The sequence below is a fragment of the Helicobacter pylori genome (assembly GCF_014497725.1).
Lineage (GTDB): Bacteria > Campylobacterota > Campylobacteria > Campylobacterales > Helicobacteraceae > Helicobacter > Helicobacter pylori_DE.
In genome coordinates this window covers 197,662-212,849 of sequence record NZ_JACTGF010000001.1, presented here as the reverse complement: position 1 = coordinate 212,849, position 15,188 = coordinate 197,662, and the positions used below count along the sequence as shown (strand labels likewise).

Annotated in this window: 12 protein-coding genes and 1 pseudogene; 7 read left to right on the top strand and 6 right to left on the bottom strand. The window is 40.2% G+C overall.

Annotated elements, in window-relative coordinates:
* Window position 1 precedes the first annotated feature (1 nt).
* Entirely contained in the window at window positions 2-415 is a 414-nt protein-coding gene (locus tag H7N69_RS01020; protein ID WP_001023005.1) for a universal stress protein, read from the bottom strand.
* A 111-nt stretch (window positions 416-526) separates the two neighbouring features.
* Here H7N69_RS01020 and H7N69_RS01015 point away from each other — a divergent pair, with 111 nt between their 5' ends.
* Together H7N69_RS01015 and bioD are read left to right on the top strand one after the other, a co-directional pair.
* Window positions 527-2,236: a hypothetical protein gene (locus tag H7N69_RS01015; RefSeq protein ID WP_187884452.1), complete on the top strand. Its 1,710-nt coding sequence runs from the start codon at window positions 527-529 to the stop codon at window positions 2,234-2,236.
* A gap of 3 nt (window positions 2,237-2,239) precedes the next feature.
* Window positions 2,240-2,896 carry a dethiobiotin synthase gene (gene bioD, locus H7N69_RS01010; RefSeq protein ID WP_187848949.1) on the top strand — a complete coding sequence of 219 codons (657 nt, stop codon included), beginning with the start codon at window positions 2,240-2,242 and terminating at the stop codon, window positions 2,894-2,896.
* Here bioD and H7N69_RS01005 read toward each other — a convergent pair.
* Together H7N69_RS01005 and icd are read right to left on the bottom strand one after the other, a co-directional pair.
* Window positions 2,873-3,400, bottom strand: a complete 528-nt coding sequence (locus H7N69_RS01005; RefSeq protein WP_001883021.1) for a DUF1523 family protein — start codon at window positions 3,398-3,400, stop codon at window positions 2,873-2,875. The two genes, bioD and H7N69_RS01005, sit on opposite strands and share 24 nt — an antisense overlap.
* 66 nt (window positions 3,401-3,466) lie before the next feature.
* Complete coding sequence (gene icd / locus H7N69_RS01000) at window positions 3,467-4,744, bottom strand: isocitrate dehydrogenase (NADP(+)) (protein WP_000323979.1); 1,278 nt, start codon at window positions 4,742-4,744, stop codon at window positions 3,467-3,469.
* Window positions 4,745-4,944: 200 nt separating this feature from the next.
* On the opposite strand from icd, the gene H7N69_RS00995 reads away from it, so the two are divergent.
* The 5 genes and pseudogenes from H7N69_RS00995 to lpxE all read left to right on the top strand — a co-directional run bounded on the left by H7N69_RS00995 (window position 4,945) and on the right by lpxE (window position 11,400).
* Complete coding sequence (locus tag H7N69_RS00995) at window positions 4,945-6,225, top strand: citrate synthase (protein ID WP_077642791.1); 1,281 nt, start codon at window positions 4,945-4,947, stop codon at window positions 6,223-6,225.
* 517 nt (window positions 6,226-6,742) lie between these two features.
* A pseudogene (locus H7N69_RS00990) lies at window positions 6,743-8,571 on the top strand (outer membrane protein).
* A gap of 478 nt (window positions 8,572-9,049) precedes the next feature.
* Window positions 9,050-9,202, top strand: a complete 153-nt coding sequence (locus tag H7N69_RS07825; protein ID WP_232260152.1) for a hypothetical protein — start codon at window positions 9,050-9,052, stop codon at window positions 9,200-9,202.
* A gap of 31 nt (window positions 9,203-9,233) precedes the next feature.
* Window positions 9,234-10,805 carry a phosphoethanolamine--lipid A transferase EptA gene (gene eptA, locus H7N69_RS00985; RefSeq protein WP_187884450.1) on the top strand — a complete coding sequence of 524 codons (1,572 nt, stop codon included), beginning with the start codon at window positions 9,234-9,236 and terminating at the stop codon, window positions 10,803-10,805.
* A gap of 49 nt (window positions 10,806-10,854) precedes the next feature.
* Window positions 10,855-11,400, top strand: a complete 546-nt coding sequence (lpxE, locus tag H7N69_RS00980; RefSeq protein WP_232260163.1) for a lipid A 1-phosphatase LpxE — start codon at window positions 10,855-10,857, stop codon at window positions 11,398-11,400.
* On the opposite strand, the gene nspC is transcribed toward lpxE, so the two are convergent.
* The 3 genes from nspC to H7N69_RS00965 all read right to left on the bottom strand — a co-directional run bounded on the left by nspC (window position 11,397) and on the right by H7N69_RS00965 (window position 15,022).
* On the bottom strand, window positions 11,397-12,614 hold the full coding sequence (gene nspC, locus H7N69_RS00975) for a carboxynorspermidine decarboxylase (protein WP_187884446.1): 1,218 nt from the start codon (window positions 12,612-12,614) through the stop codon (window positions 11,397-11,399). The genes lpxE and nspC overlap by 4 nt on opposite strands.
* A complete protein-coding gene (cheV1, locus tag H7N69_RS00970) occupies window positions 12,611-13,576 on the bottom strand; it encodes a chemotaxis protein CheV1 (protein ID WP_000785454.1) in 966 nt (321 codons plus the stop codon). Before cheV1 ends, nspC begins: the two co-directional genes overlap by 4 nt.
* A 105-nt stretch (window positions 13,577-13,681) precedes the next feature.
* Window positions 13,682-15,022 carry a COG3014 family protein gene (locus H7N69_RS00965; RefSeq protein WP_187884634.1) on the bottom strand — a complete coding sequence of 447 codons (1,341 nt, stop codon included), beginning with the start codon at window positions 15,020-15,022 and terminating at the stop codon, window positions 13,682-13,684.
* Between the last annotated feature and the right edge of the window lie 166 nt (window positions 15,023-15,188).

Here is a 15,188-nt window from a genome sequence, read left to right as displayed (position 1 = left end):
GCTACTTAGCGATCACAACAGGGATACTGGATTGTTCAACAAGGCTATTTTGGTGCGAAATGAACAAACGATACAACAAATTAGACTCGCTCGCCCCGATCAATAACAAATCATAATCCTTAGCCATATCCAAGACCACATCAATCAAATCACCGCTCTTTAAAACGCTCTCGCACTCTATATTTTCTTTTTTGAAAGCGTCTTCAAATTGCTTTAACAAGGCCTTAGCCTTTTCTTCTTCTAAGGCTTCTGTTTGGCCGTAATCCATCATCCCGCTTTCGCTATAAATAAACACTTCCATGCTCACATGCAACAAGGTGAAGCGGACCTCTTTAAGCGAATGGGCTAATTTGACAGCGAATTTAATAGCGTTATAACATTCTTGCGTGTCGCTAATCCCAAATAAAATATTCATAAGAACCAACCTTAAATGAAGTTTTGATATTATACCAAATAAACCCTAATGACCCGCTGAAAGCTCAAAGATAAAGCACTACAATCTCGCTTAAAGCGAAAGGACACGATAATGTTATTGAATTACAACTTTTTAGAATTGGTTGATGAACCACAAAGAAACAATTCTTTATCTTTGACAGCATCTATTGATAAAGCGTTAGCGGACAAGAAATTAGCTAGACAAAATAAACCTAAAGCAAGGATAAAAGACAACTTATCTTTAAGAGCGACACTAGATGCGTTTGGCGAGGAACTCTCACGACTTAAAAGAGAACAAAACACAGAGACTATTAAAGGCTCTACAATTGAGAGCGCTAATCTTAACAGCATTGTCAATAAAATCAAAAGCGGACTACCCTTTGGGACTATCTCGGCGTTTAGACCTTTTAAACCTGAATTTATTACTGATTTTACTGAAGGGGAACGAGAAAAACTGATAGAAGCGTATAAAAGCGGTTATAAGACATCACAATTAGACAAAGTAGCTAAAAATTGGAATGACGACCCTAACCCCATAGACGCTTCCTATCTTGCTGACGCCTTTTTGAGAGAGTATAGGACTATCGCTCTTAAACTATCCACAGCACTAGGTAAGTCTTTTGTTAGTAAATTCTTAAACCCTAAAAGTGAAGCCACAATGAAAGACCTTATGTCTAGTAAAGAATTTGTCAAAATATACCGCTACACTCAAAAAGACAATATGGAAAGGACACAACAGCTAAAATCACTATTGGACAGTAAGAGAGACTTCATTGGTTATATTCAAGTAATCGGCTATTGGAAAGACAATCTCAAGGACGCCCTAATACCTGATAAAGAGACTAGTTTTTTTGTATTTGTCAATGAACCTAGTAGCACATTTTATTTAAGAAATCATTTGTTATTATGGGCGAGACAATTCAATCAAGCGGCGATTTGTTATTGTCAAAATAGTGTCTATAATAACAAAGACAGATACTATGTGGAATTGGTAAGTGCTGAACCGAAATCCTTTGGTAAGGTATGGACTAAATTCACTAACATCACATTCTCTGTCTCTAATGAATTGCCACAATCTCTCACACGCTTACACAATAAAGTCTATACATTCTTTGAGAGAAACCCTGAAAAAGACAATTATGGTATAGCTTTTAAAGACATTGTTAAGACACAAATAAAAGCGACTTATATGCCCTATACTATTGGCAACCTTACAGACACATTTGAAAATGAAATTAAAGGATTTATTAAAAGGACACAAAGTAGGCTTCGTGCGTATGGGTATCCAAAGTCGTTCAATGTTGATGAGATAGAAAGTTGGGAGCAACAAGCAATTAAAACAAGAGAACAACGAGAATGTGCTATGAGTAAAAGCTTTAGACAAAGCTATAACCACAACATTAAAGTCAATAACCTTGTCAAAGCTATGCGACAAGGAAAAAAAGTGAGTAGGACATTGATTGCTAACACCACTGACACCGATGCAGGTTATTGCTTTATCTCAGATTTAGCGACACAGCTTAACAACATCAGCCCTAGACTATCTAAAAGTATTGTTCTCGCCATAGAGCAAGCACAAGGGATTAGACTAAATTATGCGTTAATTGACAAGGTTTCGTTCAACTCACTCCACAATATCTTAAGTTTCGTTTTTGATATTGATAACCCTTTAAACGACCAAGCGTTTGAGGAGTTGGTCATAGAAGTCCCAAGAGAAGCGCTAAAGAATGTGAAGTTACCACAAATCAAAAATGTATTGACCGCTCAAATCTTTGATGGGGCTTACCATTTTAAAAGTTAAACCATGCTCTTTATCAGCGCGACTAACACGAATGCCGGAAAAACTACATGCGCCAGGCTCTTAGCAAAATATTGCAACGCTTGTGGCGTTAAAACGATTTTATTAAAGCCCATTGAAACGGGCGTTAATGACGCCATTAACCACTCTAGCGATGCGCATTTATTCTTGCAAGATAACCGCCTTTTGGATCGCTCTTTAACCTTAAAAGACGTTTCATTCTATCGTTATCATAAAGCTTCAGCCCCCCTCATCGCCCAACAAGAAGAAAACCAAAACGCCCCCATTGACACGGACAATTTAACCCAACGCCTTCACAATTTCACCAAAACTTACGATTTAGTCATCGTTGAAGGGGCTGGGGGGCTATGCGTGCCTATCACTTTAGAAGAAAACATGTTGGATTTTGCCCTGAAATTAAAAGCCAAAATGCTTTTGATTAGCCATGATAATTTGGGCTTGATTAATGATTGTTTGCTGAATGACTTTTTATTGAAATCCCACCAATTAGATTATCAAATCGCTATCAATTTGAGGGAAAACAACACCGCTTTTCACAGCATCAGTTTGCCCTATATTGAGCTTTTTAATAAACGCTCCAATAACCCCATTGTGATTTTCCAACAAAGCCTAAAAGATTTAATGAGCTTTGCTCTTAAATAAAGTGCAAACAGAGCGCACGCTGATAAAAAAGCCCCCTAACAGCAAAGCGTATAAAATCCAGCTAAAAATGGGCTTTGAAATGTCAGTGCTCTCTTTTAAGGGCTTTAAAAAAATCACATTGGGGAACATGTTAAACAAATTGATCCGCCAGCCATAGTATTGCACTTCCACTTGCTGATTGACTAAACTTTGAGCGAGAGCTGAAATATCAGCCGAATTAAACTTAAAATAAAAAGGGAAGCCAAAGCGCGTGTCTTCGTTACGATAAACGGTCACGCTTTTTTGATCCTTAGGGTCGTAAGTTTGCACAAAATAGACATCTCTAGCAAGGGTTTTTACTTCCTTATTGTTGGGCGTGTTTTCATTTTCATTCATTCTTTTGACTTCCACCCCACTAATGACAGCCGCGCTATAATGGGGCATGCAATAGCTCACTAAAAGCATGAGCGCTAAAAAGATCGCCGTTAAAATGAACAAAACCACATTACGCACAAATTTTATCAACTTCATTCCTTATGATAGTATTAGCCTTTTTTCGCATTCAAACACCAGAGCTTAAAAAACGCTCTTTCACATGTTTTCAATCATCACGCTAGCGAATTCAGAGCATTTGACTTCTTTAGCCCCATCCATTAAACGAGCGAAATCGTAAGTTACTTTCTTGCTCTTAATCGCTTTTTCCATAGCAGAGACGATCAAATCAGCCGCTTCCACCCAACCCATATGCCTTAACATCATTTCCGCACTCAAAATAATAGACCCCGGATTGACTTTATCTAGCCCGGCGTATTTAGGAGCGGTGCCATGGGTGGCTTCAAACATGCCCACTGTGTCGTTAAGATTAGCCCCAGGAGCGATACCAATACCCCCCACCATCGCCGCTAACGCATCAGAGATATAATCCCCGTTCAAATTCATGGTCGCAATGACGCTGTATTCGCTAGGGCGTAAGAGGATTTGTTGCAAGAATGCGTCAGCGATCATGTCTTTAATGATGATTTCTTTACCGGTTTTAGGGTTTTTCAAAGAACACCATGGGCCTTTATCAATGACTTGAGCGTTAAATTCTTTTTGAGCGAGCGCATAGCCCCACTTCATGAACGCCCCCTCAGTGTATTTCATGATGTTACCTTTATGCACAAAAGTCACGCTTGGCTTGTCGTTATCAATAGCGTATTCAATCGCTTTCCTAACCAACCTCTCTGTGCCTTCCTTACTAATGGGTTTTACCCCTATGCCGCTGCTTTCAGGGAAGCGGATTTTTTTAACCTTCAGTTCATTTTGTAAAAAATGGATGAGTTTTTTCGCTTCCGTGCTGCCTTCTTGCCATTCAATGCCCGCATAAATGTCTTCAGAATTTTCTCTAAAAATCACCATATCCACTTTTTGTGGTTCTTTCACCGGACTAGGACTCCCATACCACCGAACCGGTCTCAAGCACACATACAAGTCCATTTTTTGGCGTAACGCTACATTCAAAGATCTAAACCCCTCACCAATAGGCGTGGTCAAAGGCCCTTTAATAGAGACTTTATAATGGTTGATCGCTTCAATAGTGTCCGGTAAGAGCCATTGCTCTTCAGGGCTTAATTCCTTATGATCTTTAAATTTTTGATAGCATTTTTCGCCCACAAACACCTCATACCATGCGATTTTTTTCTCGCCCTTATAAGCCTTTTGAACCGCGCTATCCACGACTTTAATCATCGCAGGGGTAATATCTGATCCAATGCCATCGCCCTCAATGAAAGGGATAATGGGGTGGTTTGGCACATGCAATTTGTTGTCTTTAATCGTAATTTCTTCGCCCTCTTTAGGCTTTTGTAAAATTTTAGGGTTGTAAGCCATTGTTTATCCTTTTTCTAAAGTTTGAGTAACTATACTAGCGCAAAAATACTATATAACCCCTAAAAATCTTTTTTTTGAATGCGTGTTTAAAAGTAGCGGTTGGAAATAACTTGAAAAAACGGAATGTTTTTAAAAGAAATCATTTAATTTTTTGGCTTATAATTAGGAGTTGAATATTATCAAAACTTAAGGGAATCACAATGTCTGTTACTTTAATCAATAATGAAAATAATGAACGCTATGAATTTGAAACGATTGAAAGCACTCGTGGGCCTAAAGCGGTGGATTTTTCCAAGCTTTTTGAAACGACCGGGTTTTTTTCTTACGATCCAGGGTATTCTTCCACCGCTGGGTGCCAATCTAAGATCAGCTATGTCAATGGCAAAAAAGGCGAATTGTATTACAGAGGGCATAGAATAGAAGATTTAGTCGTCAAATACAAATATGTAGATGTGTGCAAATTGCTCCTCACAGGGGAATTACCCAAAAATCAAGAAGAAAGCTTGGAGTTTGAATTGGAATTACGCCACAGAAGCTTTGTGCATGAGAGCTTGTTAAACATGTTTTCAGCCTTCCCTAGTAACGCCCACCCTATGGCGAAACTCTCTAGCGGTGTGTCTATTTTATCCACCCTTTATTCCACGCACCAAAACATGCACACTGAAGAAGATTACCAGACTATGGCCAGAAGGATTGTCGCTAAAATCCCCACGCTTGCGGCCATTTGCTATCGTAATGAAGTGGGAGCACCCATTATTTATCCGGACATCGCGCGCTCTTATGTGGAAAATATCCTTTTCATGCTGAGAGGGTATCCTTATAGCCGCTTAAAACACACCACTCAAGGCGAAGTAGAAATCACGCCCCTAGAAGTGGAAGCCTTTGATAAAATCCTAACCTTGCACGCTGACCACAGCCAAAACGCCTCTTCTACCACGGTAAGGAATGTCGCTAGCACCGGCGTGCATCCTTATGCAGCCATAAGCGCGGGCATTAGCGCTTTATGGGGGCATTTGCATGGCGGAGCGAATGAAAAAGTGCTTTTACAATTAGAAGAAATCGGCGATGTGAAAAATGTGGATAAATACATCGCACGCGTGAAAGACAAAAACGATAATTTCAAACTCATGGGCTTTGGGCATAGGGTGTATAAGAGCTACGATCCGCGCGCAAAAATCTTAAAAGGCTTAAAAGACGAACTGCATAAAAAAGGCGTTAAAATGGACGAGAGATTGAGCGAAATCGCTGCGAAAGTGGAAGAAATCGCACTAAAAGACGAGTATTTCATTGAAAGGAATCTCTACCCCAATGTGGATTTTTACTCCGGCACGATTTTAAGGGCTTTAAAAATCCCAGTGCGTTTTTTCACGCCGGTGTTTGTCATTGGCAGAACCGTGGGCTGGTGCGCTCAGCTTTTAGAGCATGTCAAAAGCCCGCAAGCTAGGATCACGCGCCCAAGACAAGTCTATGTAGGGGATTAGGCTTTGTTTGAATAGAGCGTTGGTTAGGCTTTAAGAAACGCTTAAAGCCTTGTTTAAAAGAGTAAGGATCTCGCATCAAGCGAGCGATAATTTTTAATAACCGCATGCAAACGCCCCAAAACTCAAGGATAACCCCACTTTTTAAAAAACCCTTGAGTTTTTGGGGGGAATGATTGCAAAACCTTTCTATCTCCTTAAAAAAATCCTTTTTATAACAAAATTTACAACAAATCTAAAGCAACCACACCAAACAACCAAAGTTAAAAACCCTTTTTTGATAGCTACCCCTATTCAACAACCTCATTTCTTTTAAAATGACCTTTAGTTGGTTTAATATTTGTTTAGAAACGCTACAAAAACCTTTTTTTTTGAAAGGGCAAAAACGCCTCATTAATATCAAAATCCCATGAATTTATACTATATTAACGAAAGCTTGCGGTATGGTCTTACTTAAAGACACACTTCCGCAAGATTTACTAACAATTTCAATCTTATTTTAAAAAGTAAAGGAGAAAACATGAAGAAAAAATTTCTTTCATTAACCTTAGGTTCGCTTTTAGTTTCCGCTTTAAGCGCTGAAGACAACGGCTTTTTTGTGAGCGCGGGCTATCAAATCGGTGAATCCTCTCAAATGGTGAAAAACACTAAAGGCATTCAAGAACTCTCAGACAAGAGGAAAATGGAGAGCAAATAAAAGGCAGTGAAACCTTTAACAACCAACCGGGACACAGTTCAGATCACATTACTTGTGGTGGTAGTGGTCTAGATCCGTATAAAGCCGGAATCAGTGGTCCTCTATCCATTGAAAACTTTAAAAAACTCAATGAAGCTTATCAAATCATTCAAACGGCTTTTAAGGGCAATCCTAAAGAAGGGCTTCCCGTTTTAAGTAACACAAATACAACAATGGAAGTCAAAATAATCACAAAAAATAATAGTCAAAATCAAAATGATGAGACTAAGAGTGTTACTAATGATGCCCACAATCTTTTAACTCAAGCTCAAACGATAATGAATGTTCTCACGCAAAATTGCCCATGGGTCAATAACAGAGAGGGTGAATTAGGCGGTGCGTCGTGGAATATTAAAAAAGGTGGGAATGCGTGTGAAATCTTTGACACTGAAATCAGCGCGATTCAAGACATGATCAAAAACGCTACAATAGTCGTAGAGCAATCCAAAATCGTTGCTGCCAATGCGCAAAACCAGCACAACTTGGATACCGGGAAGACATTCAACCCCTATAAAGACGCCAACTTCGCCCAAAGCATGTTCGCTAACGCTAAAGCGCAAGCGGAGATTTTAAACCGCGCTCAAGCAGTGGTGAAGGACTTTGAAAGGATCCCTGAAGCCTTTGTAAAAGACTCTTTAGGGGTGTGTCATGAAAAGGGTAGCGACGGCAATCTCCGTGGCACGCCATCCGGCACAGTGACCGGTAACACTTGGGGAGCCGGTTGCGCGTATGTAGGAGAGACCGTAACGAATTTAAAAGACAGCATCGCTCATTTTGGCGACCAAGCCGAGCAAATCCATAACGCGCAAAACCTCGCCTACACTTTAGCGAATTTCAGCGGCCAATACAAAAAGCTAGGCGAACACTATGACAGCATCACAGCAGCGCTCTCTAACTTGCCTGACGCTCAGTCTTTACAAAATGTGGTGAGCAAAAAGACTAACCCTAATAGCCCGCAAGGCATACAGGACAACTACTATATTGACTCCAACATCCATTCTCAAGTGCAATCCAGGAGTCAAGAACTCGGCAGTAACCCTTTCAGACGCGCCGGTTTAATCGCCGCTTCTACCACCAATAACGGCGCGATGAATGGGATCGGCTTTCAAGTGGGCTATAAGCAATTCTTTGGGAAAAACAAACGATGGGGCGCGAGATACTACGGCTTTGTGGATTACAACCACACCTATAACAAATCCCAATTTTTCAACGCCTCTTCTGATGTTTGGACTTATGGCGTGGGGGGCGATTTGTTAGTGAATTTCATCAACGATAAAGCCACTAAACACAATAAAATTTCTTTTGGCGCGTTTGGCGGTATCCAACTAGCTGGGACTTCATGGCTTAATTCTCAGTATGTGAATTTAGCGAATGTGAACAATTACTATAAGGCTAAAATCAACACCTCTAACTTCCAATTCTTATTCAATCTGGGCTTAAGGACCAATCTCGCTAGAAATAAGAGAAGAGGCGCCGATCATAGCGCGCAACATGGCATGGAATTAGGCGTGAAGATCCCCACGATCAACACGAATTATTATTCTTTGCTAGGCACTACCTTGCAATACAGAAGGCTTTATAGCGTCTATCTCAACTATATGTTCGCTTACTAAAAGCTTAAAACTCCCTTTTTAAGGGATTTCTTTTTTGAACTCTCTCTTTTTTGGGGGGTTTAATCTTTTTTCGCTGACTTCTCACTCGCTTTTTAACTTTTCATAAAGCTTTTATTTTTCTAAACTTTTTTAATTTTTTCCACCAAACAAAGTTTTTTGACTTCAAGCGTTAATCACAAAAAATACTCAAAGGCGTTTTTTACAATCTAAATAAAAATTAGCGTTATTCAAGCGATCATTTTAAACCACCCAAGCAAGAAACCCCAAACATCTTTAGCGTTCGCGCGTTCCACTAACCAAAAAACGCCCCAAAAGTCAAGGACAAACCCGCTTATAAAGGAAACCCCTAAGCTTTTTAGGCTTAGGGGAACGCTCTTAGAAATTAGCGTTTCATCAAAAACACTACCTTAAACCAAGAAAAAGAAATTTCAAGGTATAATAGTTTCCAAGAGCGTTTGCCACTTTTACGCTTCATGGCATGCTCCTTATTTGGATTTGCCCCATATTGCGACTATGGGGCGTGATGAAATCCTACAACAAACGCACTTTAAAGCCCTTAAATGCAACCACCCTAAAAAATGTGCTTTCCACCCTTAAAATAAACCATAAAATCCCCATACCTACGATATAATCTTAAGATTGATTGATTTTAAGGGGCGTGTTTGACATCATTATTCCATCTGAAGTTTTTAAAGCCCCTAAGTTGTCTGCAAGCCGGTCTGCTCTATAGCCTTATTTTTGGCGTTTTATACCATTTCCCTTTGTTCGCTTATGTTTATAAAGAAAGCAACCAGGTCAGTTTTATCGCCATGATGGTTGTGGTGCTTTTTTGCGTTAATGGCGCTCTTTTTTTGGGATTAGGTTTGATCTCTATTCATTTGATGCGCTTAAGCGCGATAGTTTTTAGCCTGCTCAATTCCGTCGCTTTCTATTTCATTAGCACCTATAAGGTGTTTTTAAATAAGAGCATGATGGGTAATGTCTTAAACACCAACACGCATGAAGTTTTAGGCTTTTTGAGCGTTAAATTATTCGTTTTTATCGTTGTTTTTGGGGTGTTGCCTGGCTATGTCATCTATAAAATCCCCCTTAAAAATTCTTCTAAAAAAGCGCCATTCTTAGCGATCTTGGCGTTAGTGTTTATCTTTATCGCTAGCGCTTTTATGAACGCTAAAAATTGGCTGTGGTTTGACAAGCATGCGAAATTCATAGGGGGCTTAATTTTGCCCTTCGCTTATAGCGTGAACGCTTTTAGAGTGAGCGCTCTTAAATTTTTCGCCCCCACTATCAAGCCGCTCCCTCTTTTTTCGCCCAATCATTCTCATTCGTTTGTGGTGCTAGTCATTGGCGAAAGCGCCAGGAAGCGCAATTACGCCCTTTATGGCTATGAAAAACCCACCACCCCAAGACTAAGCAAACGCTTAAAAAATCACGAACTCACTCTTTTTAACGCCACTTCTTGCGCCACTTACACGACAGCGAGTTTGGAATGCATTTTAGATTCTTCTTTTAAAAACAGCTTGAACACCTATGAAAACTTGCCCACTTACTTGACTAAAGCGGGTGTCAAAGTCTTTTGGTATAGTGCGAATGACGGCGAAAAGAACGTTAAGGTTACCAGCTATCTCAAAAACTATGAATTGATTCAAAAATGCCCCAATTGTGAAGCGATCGCTCCTTATGATGAATCCTTACTCTATAATTTGCCTGACCTTTTAAAAGAACACTCTAATGAAAATGTCTTGCTCATCTTACACCTTGCAGGCTCGCATGGTCCCAACTACGACAACAAAGTGCCTTTAAATTTTAGGGTGTTTAAGCCTTATTGCTCAAGCGCTGATCTGTCTTCTTGCTCCAAAGAAAGCCTGATTAACGCCTATGACAACACCATTTTTTATAACGACTATCTGTTAGACAAAATCATTAGCATGCTTGAAAAAGCCAAGCAGCCCGCCTTAATGATTTATTTAAGCGATCATGGCGAAAGCTTGGGCGAAGAGGCGTTCTATTTGCATGGCATTCCTAAAAGCATCGCTCCCAAAGAACAATACGAGATCCCCTTTATCGTTTATGCCAATGATTATTTTAAAAAAGAGCATTCCATCATTCAAACCCAAACCCCCATTAATCAAAATGTGATTTTCCATAGCGTTTTAGGGGTGTTTTTGGATTTTAAAAACCCAAGCGTTGTTTATCGCCCTTCTTTAGACCTGCTCAAACACAAAAAAGAGTGAAATAACACGCATGAAAAAATTCTTATTTAAACAAAAATTTTGTGAAAGCCTGCCCAAAAGCTTTTCTAAAACTTTGTTAGCTCTCAGTTTGGGCTTGATTTTATTGGGCATTTTTGTGCCCTTCCCTAAAGTCCCTAAACAGCCTAGCGTGCCTTTGGTGTTTCATCTCACCGAGCATTATGCACGCTTTATCCCTACGATTTTATCTGTGGCGATTCCCTTAATCCAAAGAGATGCGATAGGGCTTTTTCAAGTCGCTAACGCTTCTATCGCTACAACCCTTCTCACACACACCACTAAAAGAGCCTTAAACCATGTAACGATCAATGATCAGCGTTTGGGCGAGCGCCCTTATGGAGGTAATTTCAACATGCCAAGTGGGCATTCGTCTATGGTGGGTTTGGCGGTAGCGTTTTTAATGCGCCGCTATTCTTTTAAAAAATACTTGTGGCTCTTGCCCCTAATCCCCTTAACCATGCTCGCTCGTATTTATTTAGACATGCACACCATTGGCGCGGTTTTGGCCGGGCTTGGCGTTGGAATGTTGTGCGTGGGTCTTTTTACAAGCCCCAAAAACCTTAATCAAAAGCCTTAATTTCTGTTTTTATAATCTTCATAAGAAAAGTTTTTAAGGATTTTAAAACCTTGCGAGTCTATTTTAGCCAGGCTTGGGAGCGGCACGCCATTAAACGAGTTGTTTTTGACAATCGTATAATGGAGCATGTCTTGAAACACGATTTTATCGCCCCTTTTTAAAGGCGTTTCAAAGCTAAAACTCCCCATAAAATCCCCCGCTAAACAAGTAGGGCCGCCTAAAAAATAAGAAAACGCCCCTTGATTTTCGCCCTTTTCAACTTCAATAAGCTCTTCATCATTTTCTACAGAGACTTTAAGGATGTTAGGGCGATAAGGCATTTCTAAGCAATCGGGCATGTGAGCGCTGAAAGAAGCGTCTAAGATCGCAATTTCTTGATCGTTTTGAACGATGTCTATCACGCTTGCGATTAAAAACCCGCATTGCCACCCTATGGCTTCCCCCGGCTCTAAAATCACTTCTATATCATGATAACGCTCTTTAAAATCCTTAATCGTTTGAATGAGCAAATTCACATCATAATCGCTCTTAGTGATATGATGCCCCCCACCAAAATTCACCCACGCCATGTTTTCTAAATAGGGCTTGAAATACCTTTCTACACGCTCTAAAGTCCGGCACAAAGCGTCGGCGTTTTGCTCGCAATGCGTATGGAAATGCAACCCGCTCACCCCCTCTAAGCCATGCTCTTTCACCCCCTTTTCAAATCCGCTAGGCGTAATCCCTAACCGGCTCATTTTAGAGCATGGGTTATAAATCGCTGGGGTTACTTCGCTATAGAGAGGGTTGATCCTCAAACCCATTTTAATGGGGCTTAAGCCCAAGTTTTCTAATTGCTTGTTTTTATCTAAAATCCTGTCTTTATAGGTGGCGTATTGGTAAAAAGAGTTGAAAATGATGCTTGTCGCTAGGGGTAAAATCGCGCTCATTTCAGCCTCTTTAAAAGCTGGGCTATAAACGCAAATCTCCTTATGGCTCTCTCGCCCTCCAAATTCTTCAAAAGCAAGCTTAGCCTCATAAAGACCGCTCGCGCAACACCCGTTCAATTTTTGTCTCAAAATCCCAAACTCGCGCCAAAACGCATACCCCTTTAAAGCGAGCAAAACCTTTGCCCCGCTTTGTTGGCGCACGATTTCTAAAATCTTGGCGTTTTTTTCTAAGCGTTCGCTCTCTAGCACATAGCAAGGGGTGGGGATAGCGCTGTATTTTTTCATGCTAATTCCAAAAATTGCTTAACCACCCGCTGGATGTCTTTAGGGTTAGACTTAGAGATGAAATCATCGGCCTTTAAACTCCTGGCCATGTCTTCATTAGAGCTGCCGCTCATAGAAGAATTGACCACGATAGGGATTTTTGAAGTCAAAGGATTGTTTTTAACCTGTTTGATCACTTCAAAACCGCTCGCCTCTGGCATTTCTAAATCGGTAATAATCAGGCCAATATTACTCACATCGGTTGTTGGGTTGAACAAATGCTCTAATAAGGTTTTACCATTGATAAAATCAATGTGCTTGACGCCCAGCTTGTCTAAAATCATTTGCATGGTTTTTAAAACGCTTGGGGAGTCATCAGCGAGCAAAACGCATTGGTTAGAATGGATTTTAGAAAGCGTCTCTAAATCGTTGTGTTTTTCATCTTCAATCCAAGGGAACACGTCTATAAGCATTTTTTCAATATCCACCACTTGCACCAAACGCCCGTCAAAATAGCGCGTGCGGCTCACGAGCTTGTTATTGCCTGCAGATCCCCCTAACCCCGCGCTTTGCTCCATTTCAGTCCATTTCTTGCTCAAAATCCTATCCGCTTCATAGATCCTAACCCCTATGGTCCAGCGAGAAAACTCACAAATCATGACAATATCGTCTTCGCCTTTTTCTTTTTCTATCCTGTAAGGGCGTAAATCCTTGTTTTTGTTCTGGCTGTCATAATAAAACCATTTTTTCATGTCAATCAAAGGAATGGTGAGTTCTCTTATAATGATTAGCCCCTCAACGAGCGAATTGTTTTCGTGGCTGATGATGGTGAGATTGCCATGGTATTTCACCACTTCACGGATCTTAAAGACATTGACCGCATACAAATCCTTGTTTTTACCCAGCCTAAAGCACAACAACTGCAACTCATTATTTTTATGCAAACTCGTAACTTGATCAATGCCCGCTAAACTATCAGCCATGACTTCCCCTTAATTTAGGTTTTCGTATTGTTTTATAATTATATCGTGTTTGTGTTTAATGCCAACGACACTTAAAAACTAAAAATTCCTTTGGGGGTTTTGGAATCATTTTAAACGACTCAAAACAAACCCGTTTTTAAAGCTGCGCACATATAAAATGTTATGGCGGTTAGAGCAAAAGACTTGTGGGGCTGTTACAAACCCAGAAAGCAATTCCCTAGCGTCAATGATTTTAGGGCTTTCAAGCGATCTTTTACAAGGCTTTAATGAAAACGAAAAGGCGTCAATGGAATCGGCTCGAACTTCATAACTTTCAAAGGCTTTGTTTTTGATGCGCATGAGGTAGATTTTATGGGCAAAAATGCTCGTGTTTCTGGTGTCTGCAAAGGTACTCACACCTGAATACAACGAAGTTACTAACCCTCCAACAAACCCCAAATAATAGTTCGCCACCGCTTGCATGCCCACCTTAAAAGTAGCCGATAAAATAGCCCTAGTGATAATGTAGGGCAATTGCTTCCTGAATTCGCTAGCGACCACCGCATCTATTGAGGCTAAAGTGTCAAAGGGCGTTACTTTTTCTCCGTCTTTTAAGGTGAAATTTTGATAAAACGCTTCCCCTTTTTCTAGCTTGGGCAAGGCTATACTCACGTTATAAACCGAATCAATCATAAAAATAGGCACATCAATTTTAAATTCGCTTTTTTGCGGCTCTTTACCATCTTCAATAATGATCCAAGTGAAATGGCTCCTGTTAGGGTTTTTGAAAAAAACCAAGTCTTTGGCCACGAAAGGGCTTTGACTGATCCCATAGGCTTCATTAAGATAGCCTAATCCCTTATTCTTATCCCCATTTAAAGCGTAAAACAACCCTGAAAGATACGAAACCGCCGGGTTAAGCAAGCCTTGATAAGCTTCGTATTTGTCTAAATTAGAATAGGTGTTGTTTAAAATCTCGCTCACTTCTGCCCTAGAGCGTTCCATATTAATATTGTGCTTTTTGCTAGAATCGATTTCTTTAATGGCTTTTTGCACTTCCTCATAATAAAATTCTTTAGCCCTGCGTTGGCGTTCGTTCGCGCGGTTGAATTGCACCCTAGCTTTCGCGCTATCGTTCAAAAGCATGTAGTCTATCGCTTTGTAATAATTGATTAAAACGCCCTCATAAATATTCCCCCCATAAGCGCGCACGTTATCATTAATCATGGTGGCGCCCACATAACTAGCCCCTCTTGTGAAAGCGCTTTGGGTTTTATCAAAGCGTTGCTCGGCTTGATCCAATACCCCTAAAGAAGTCTTGTAATCCCTGGCGTATAAAGCACTCAAGCCGTTTTGCAAGTCCCATAAAAGAGCGTTCTTTTTTTTCTTAGTGAATTGTTTGGAATATTCATAAGCTTTTTTAGGGCTTTCTTCATAATAGAGCGTGTTAAAATGTTCTAAGTCCATACGATAGCCTATGCAACCTGTTAATGATATTCCTAAAATTACCGACATCAACAGAACGAATACTTTCAATCTAACCCTTTTAATTTTTTTGCTTGTTTGCTTGACTAATTTGAGCGTATCATAACATTTTTAATGAAAACATAAGCTTTTTATGGTTAAAATGATC

Excerpts from the sequence above, each read along its gene's own strand:
- H7N69_RS07825 (WP_232260152.1), top strand. The coding sequence starts at position 9,050 with ATGCTCCTTATTTGGATTTGCCCCATATTGCGACTATGGGGCGTGATG.
- bioD (WP_187848949.1), top strand. The coding sequence starts at position 2,240 with ATGCTCTTTATCAGCGCGACTAACACGAATGCCGGAAAAACTACATGC.
- H7N69_RS00965 (WP_187884634.1), bottom strand. The coding sequence starts at position 15,022 with ATGGACTTAGAACATTTTAACACGCTCTATTATGAAGAAAGCCCTAAA.
- nspC (WP_187884446.1), bottom strand. The coding sequence starts at position 12,614 with ATGAAAAAATACAGCGCTATCCCCACCCCTTGCTATGTGCTAGAGAGC.
- cheV1 (WP_000785454.1), bottom strand. The coding sequence starts at position 13,576 with ATGGCTGATAGTTTAGCGGGCATTGATCAAGTTACGAGTTTGCATAAA.
- H7N69_RS00995 (WP_077642791.1), top strand. The coding sequence starts at position 4,945 with ATGTCTGTTACTTTAATCAATAATGAAAATAATGAACGCTATGAATTT.
- H7N69_RS01020 (WP_001023005.1), bottom strand. The coding sequence starts at position 415 with ATGAATATTTTATTTGGGATTAGCGACACGCAAGAATGTTATAACGCT.
- icd (WP_000323979.1), bottom strand. The coding sequence starts at position 4,744 with ATGGCTTACAACCCTAAAATTTTACAAAAGCCTAAAGAGGGCGAAGAA.
- H7N69_RS01015 (WP_187884452.1), top strand. The coding sequence starts at position 527 with ATGTTATTGAATTACAACTTTTTAGAATTGGTTGATGAACCACAAAGA.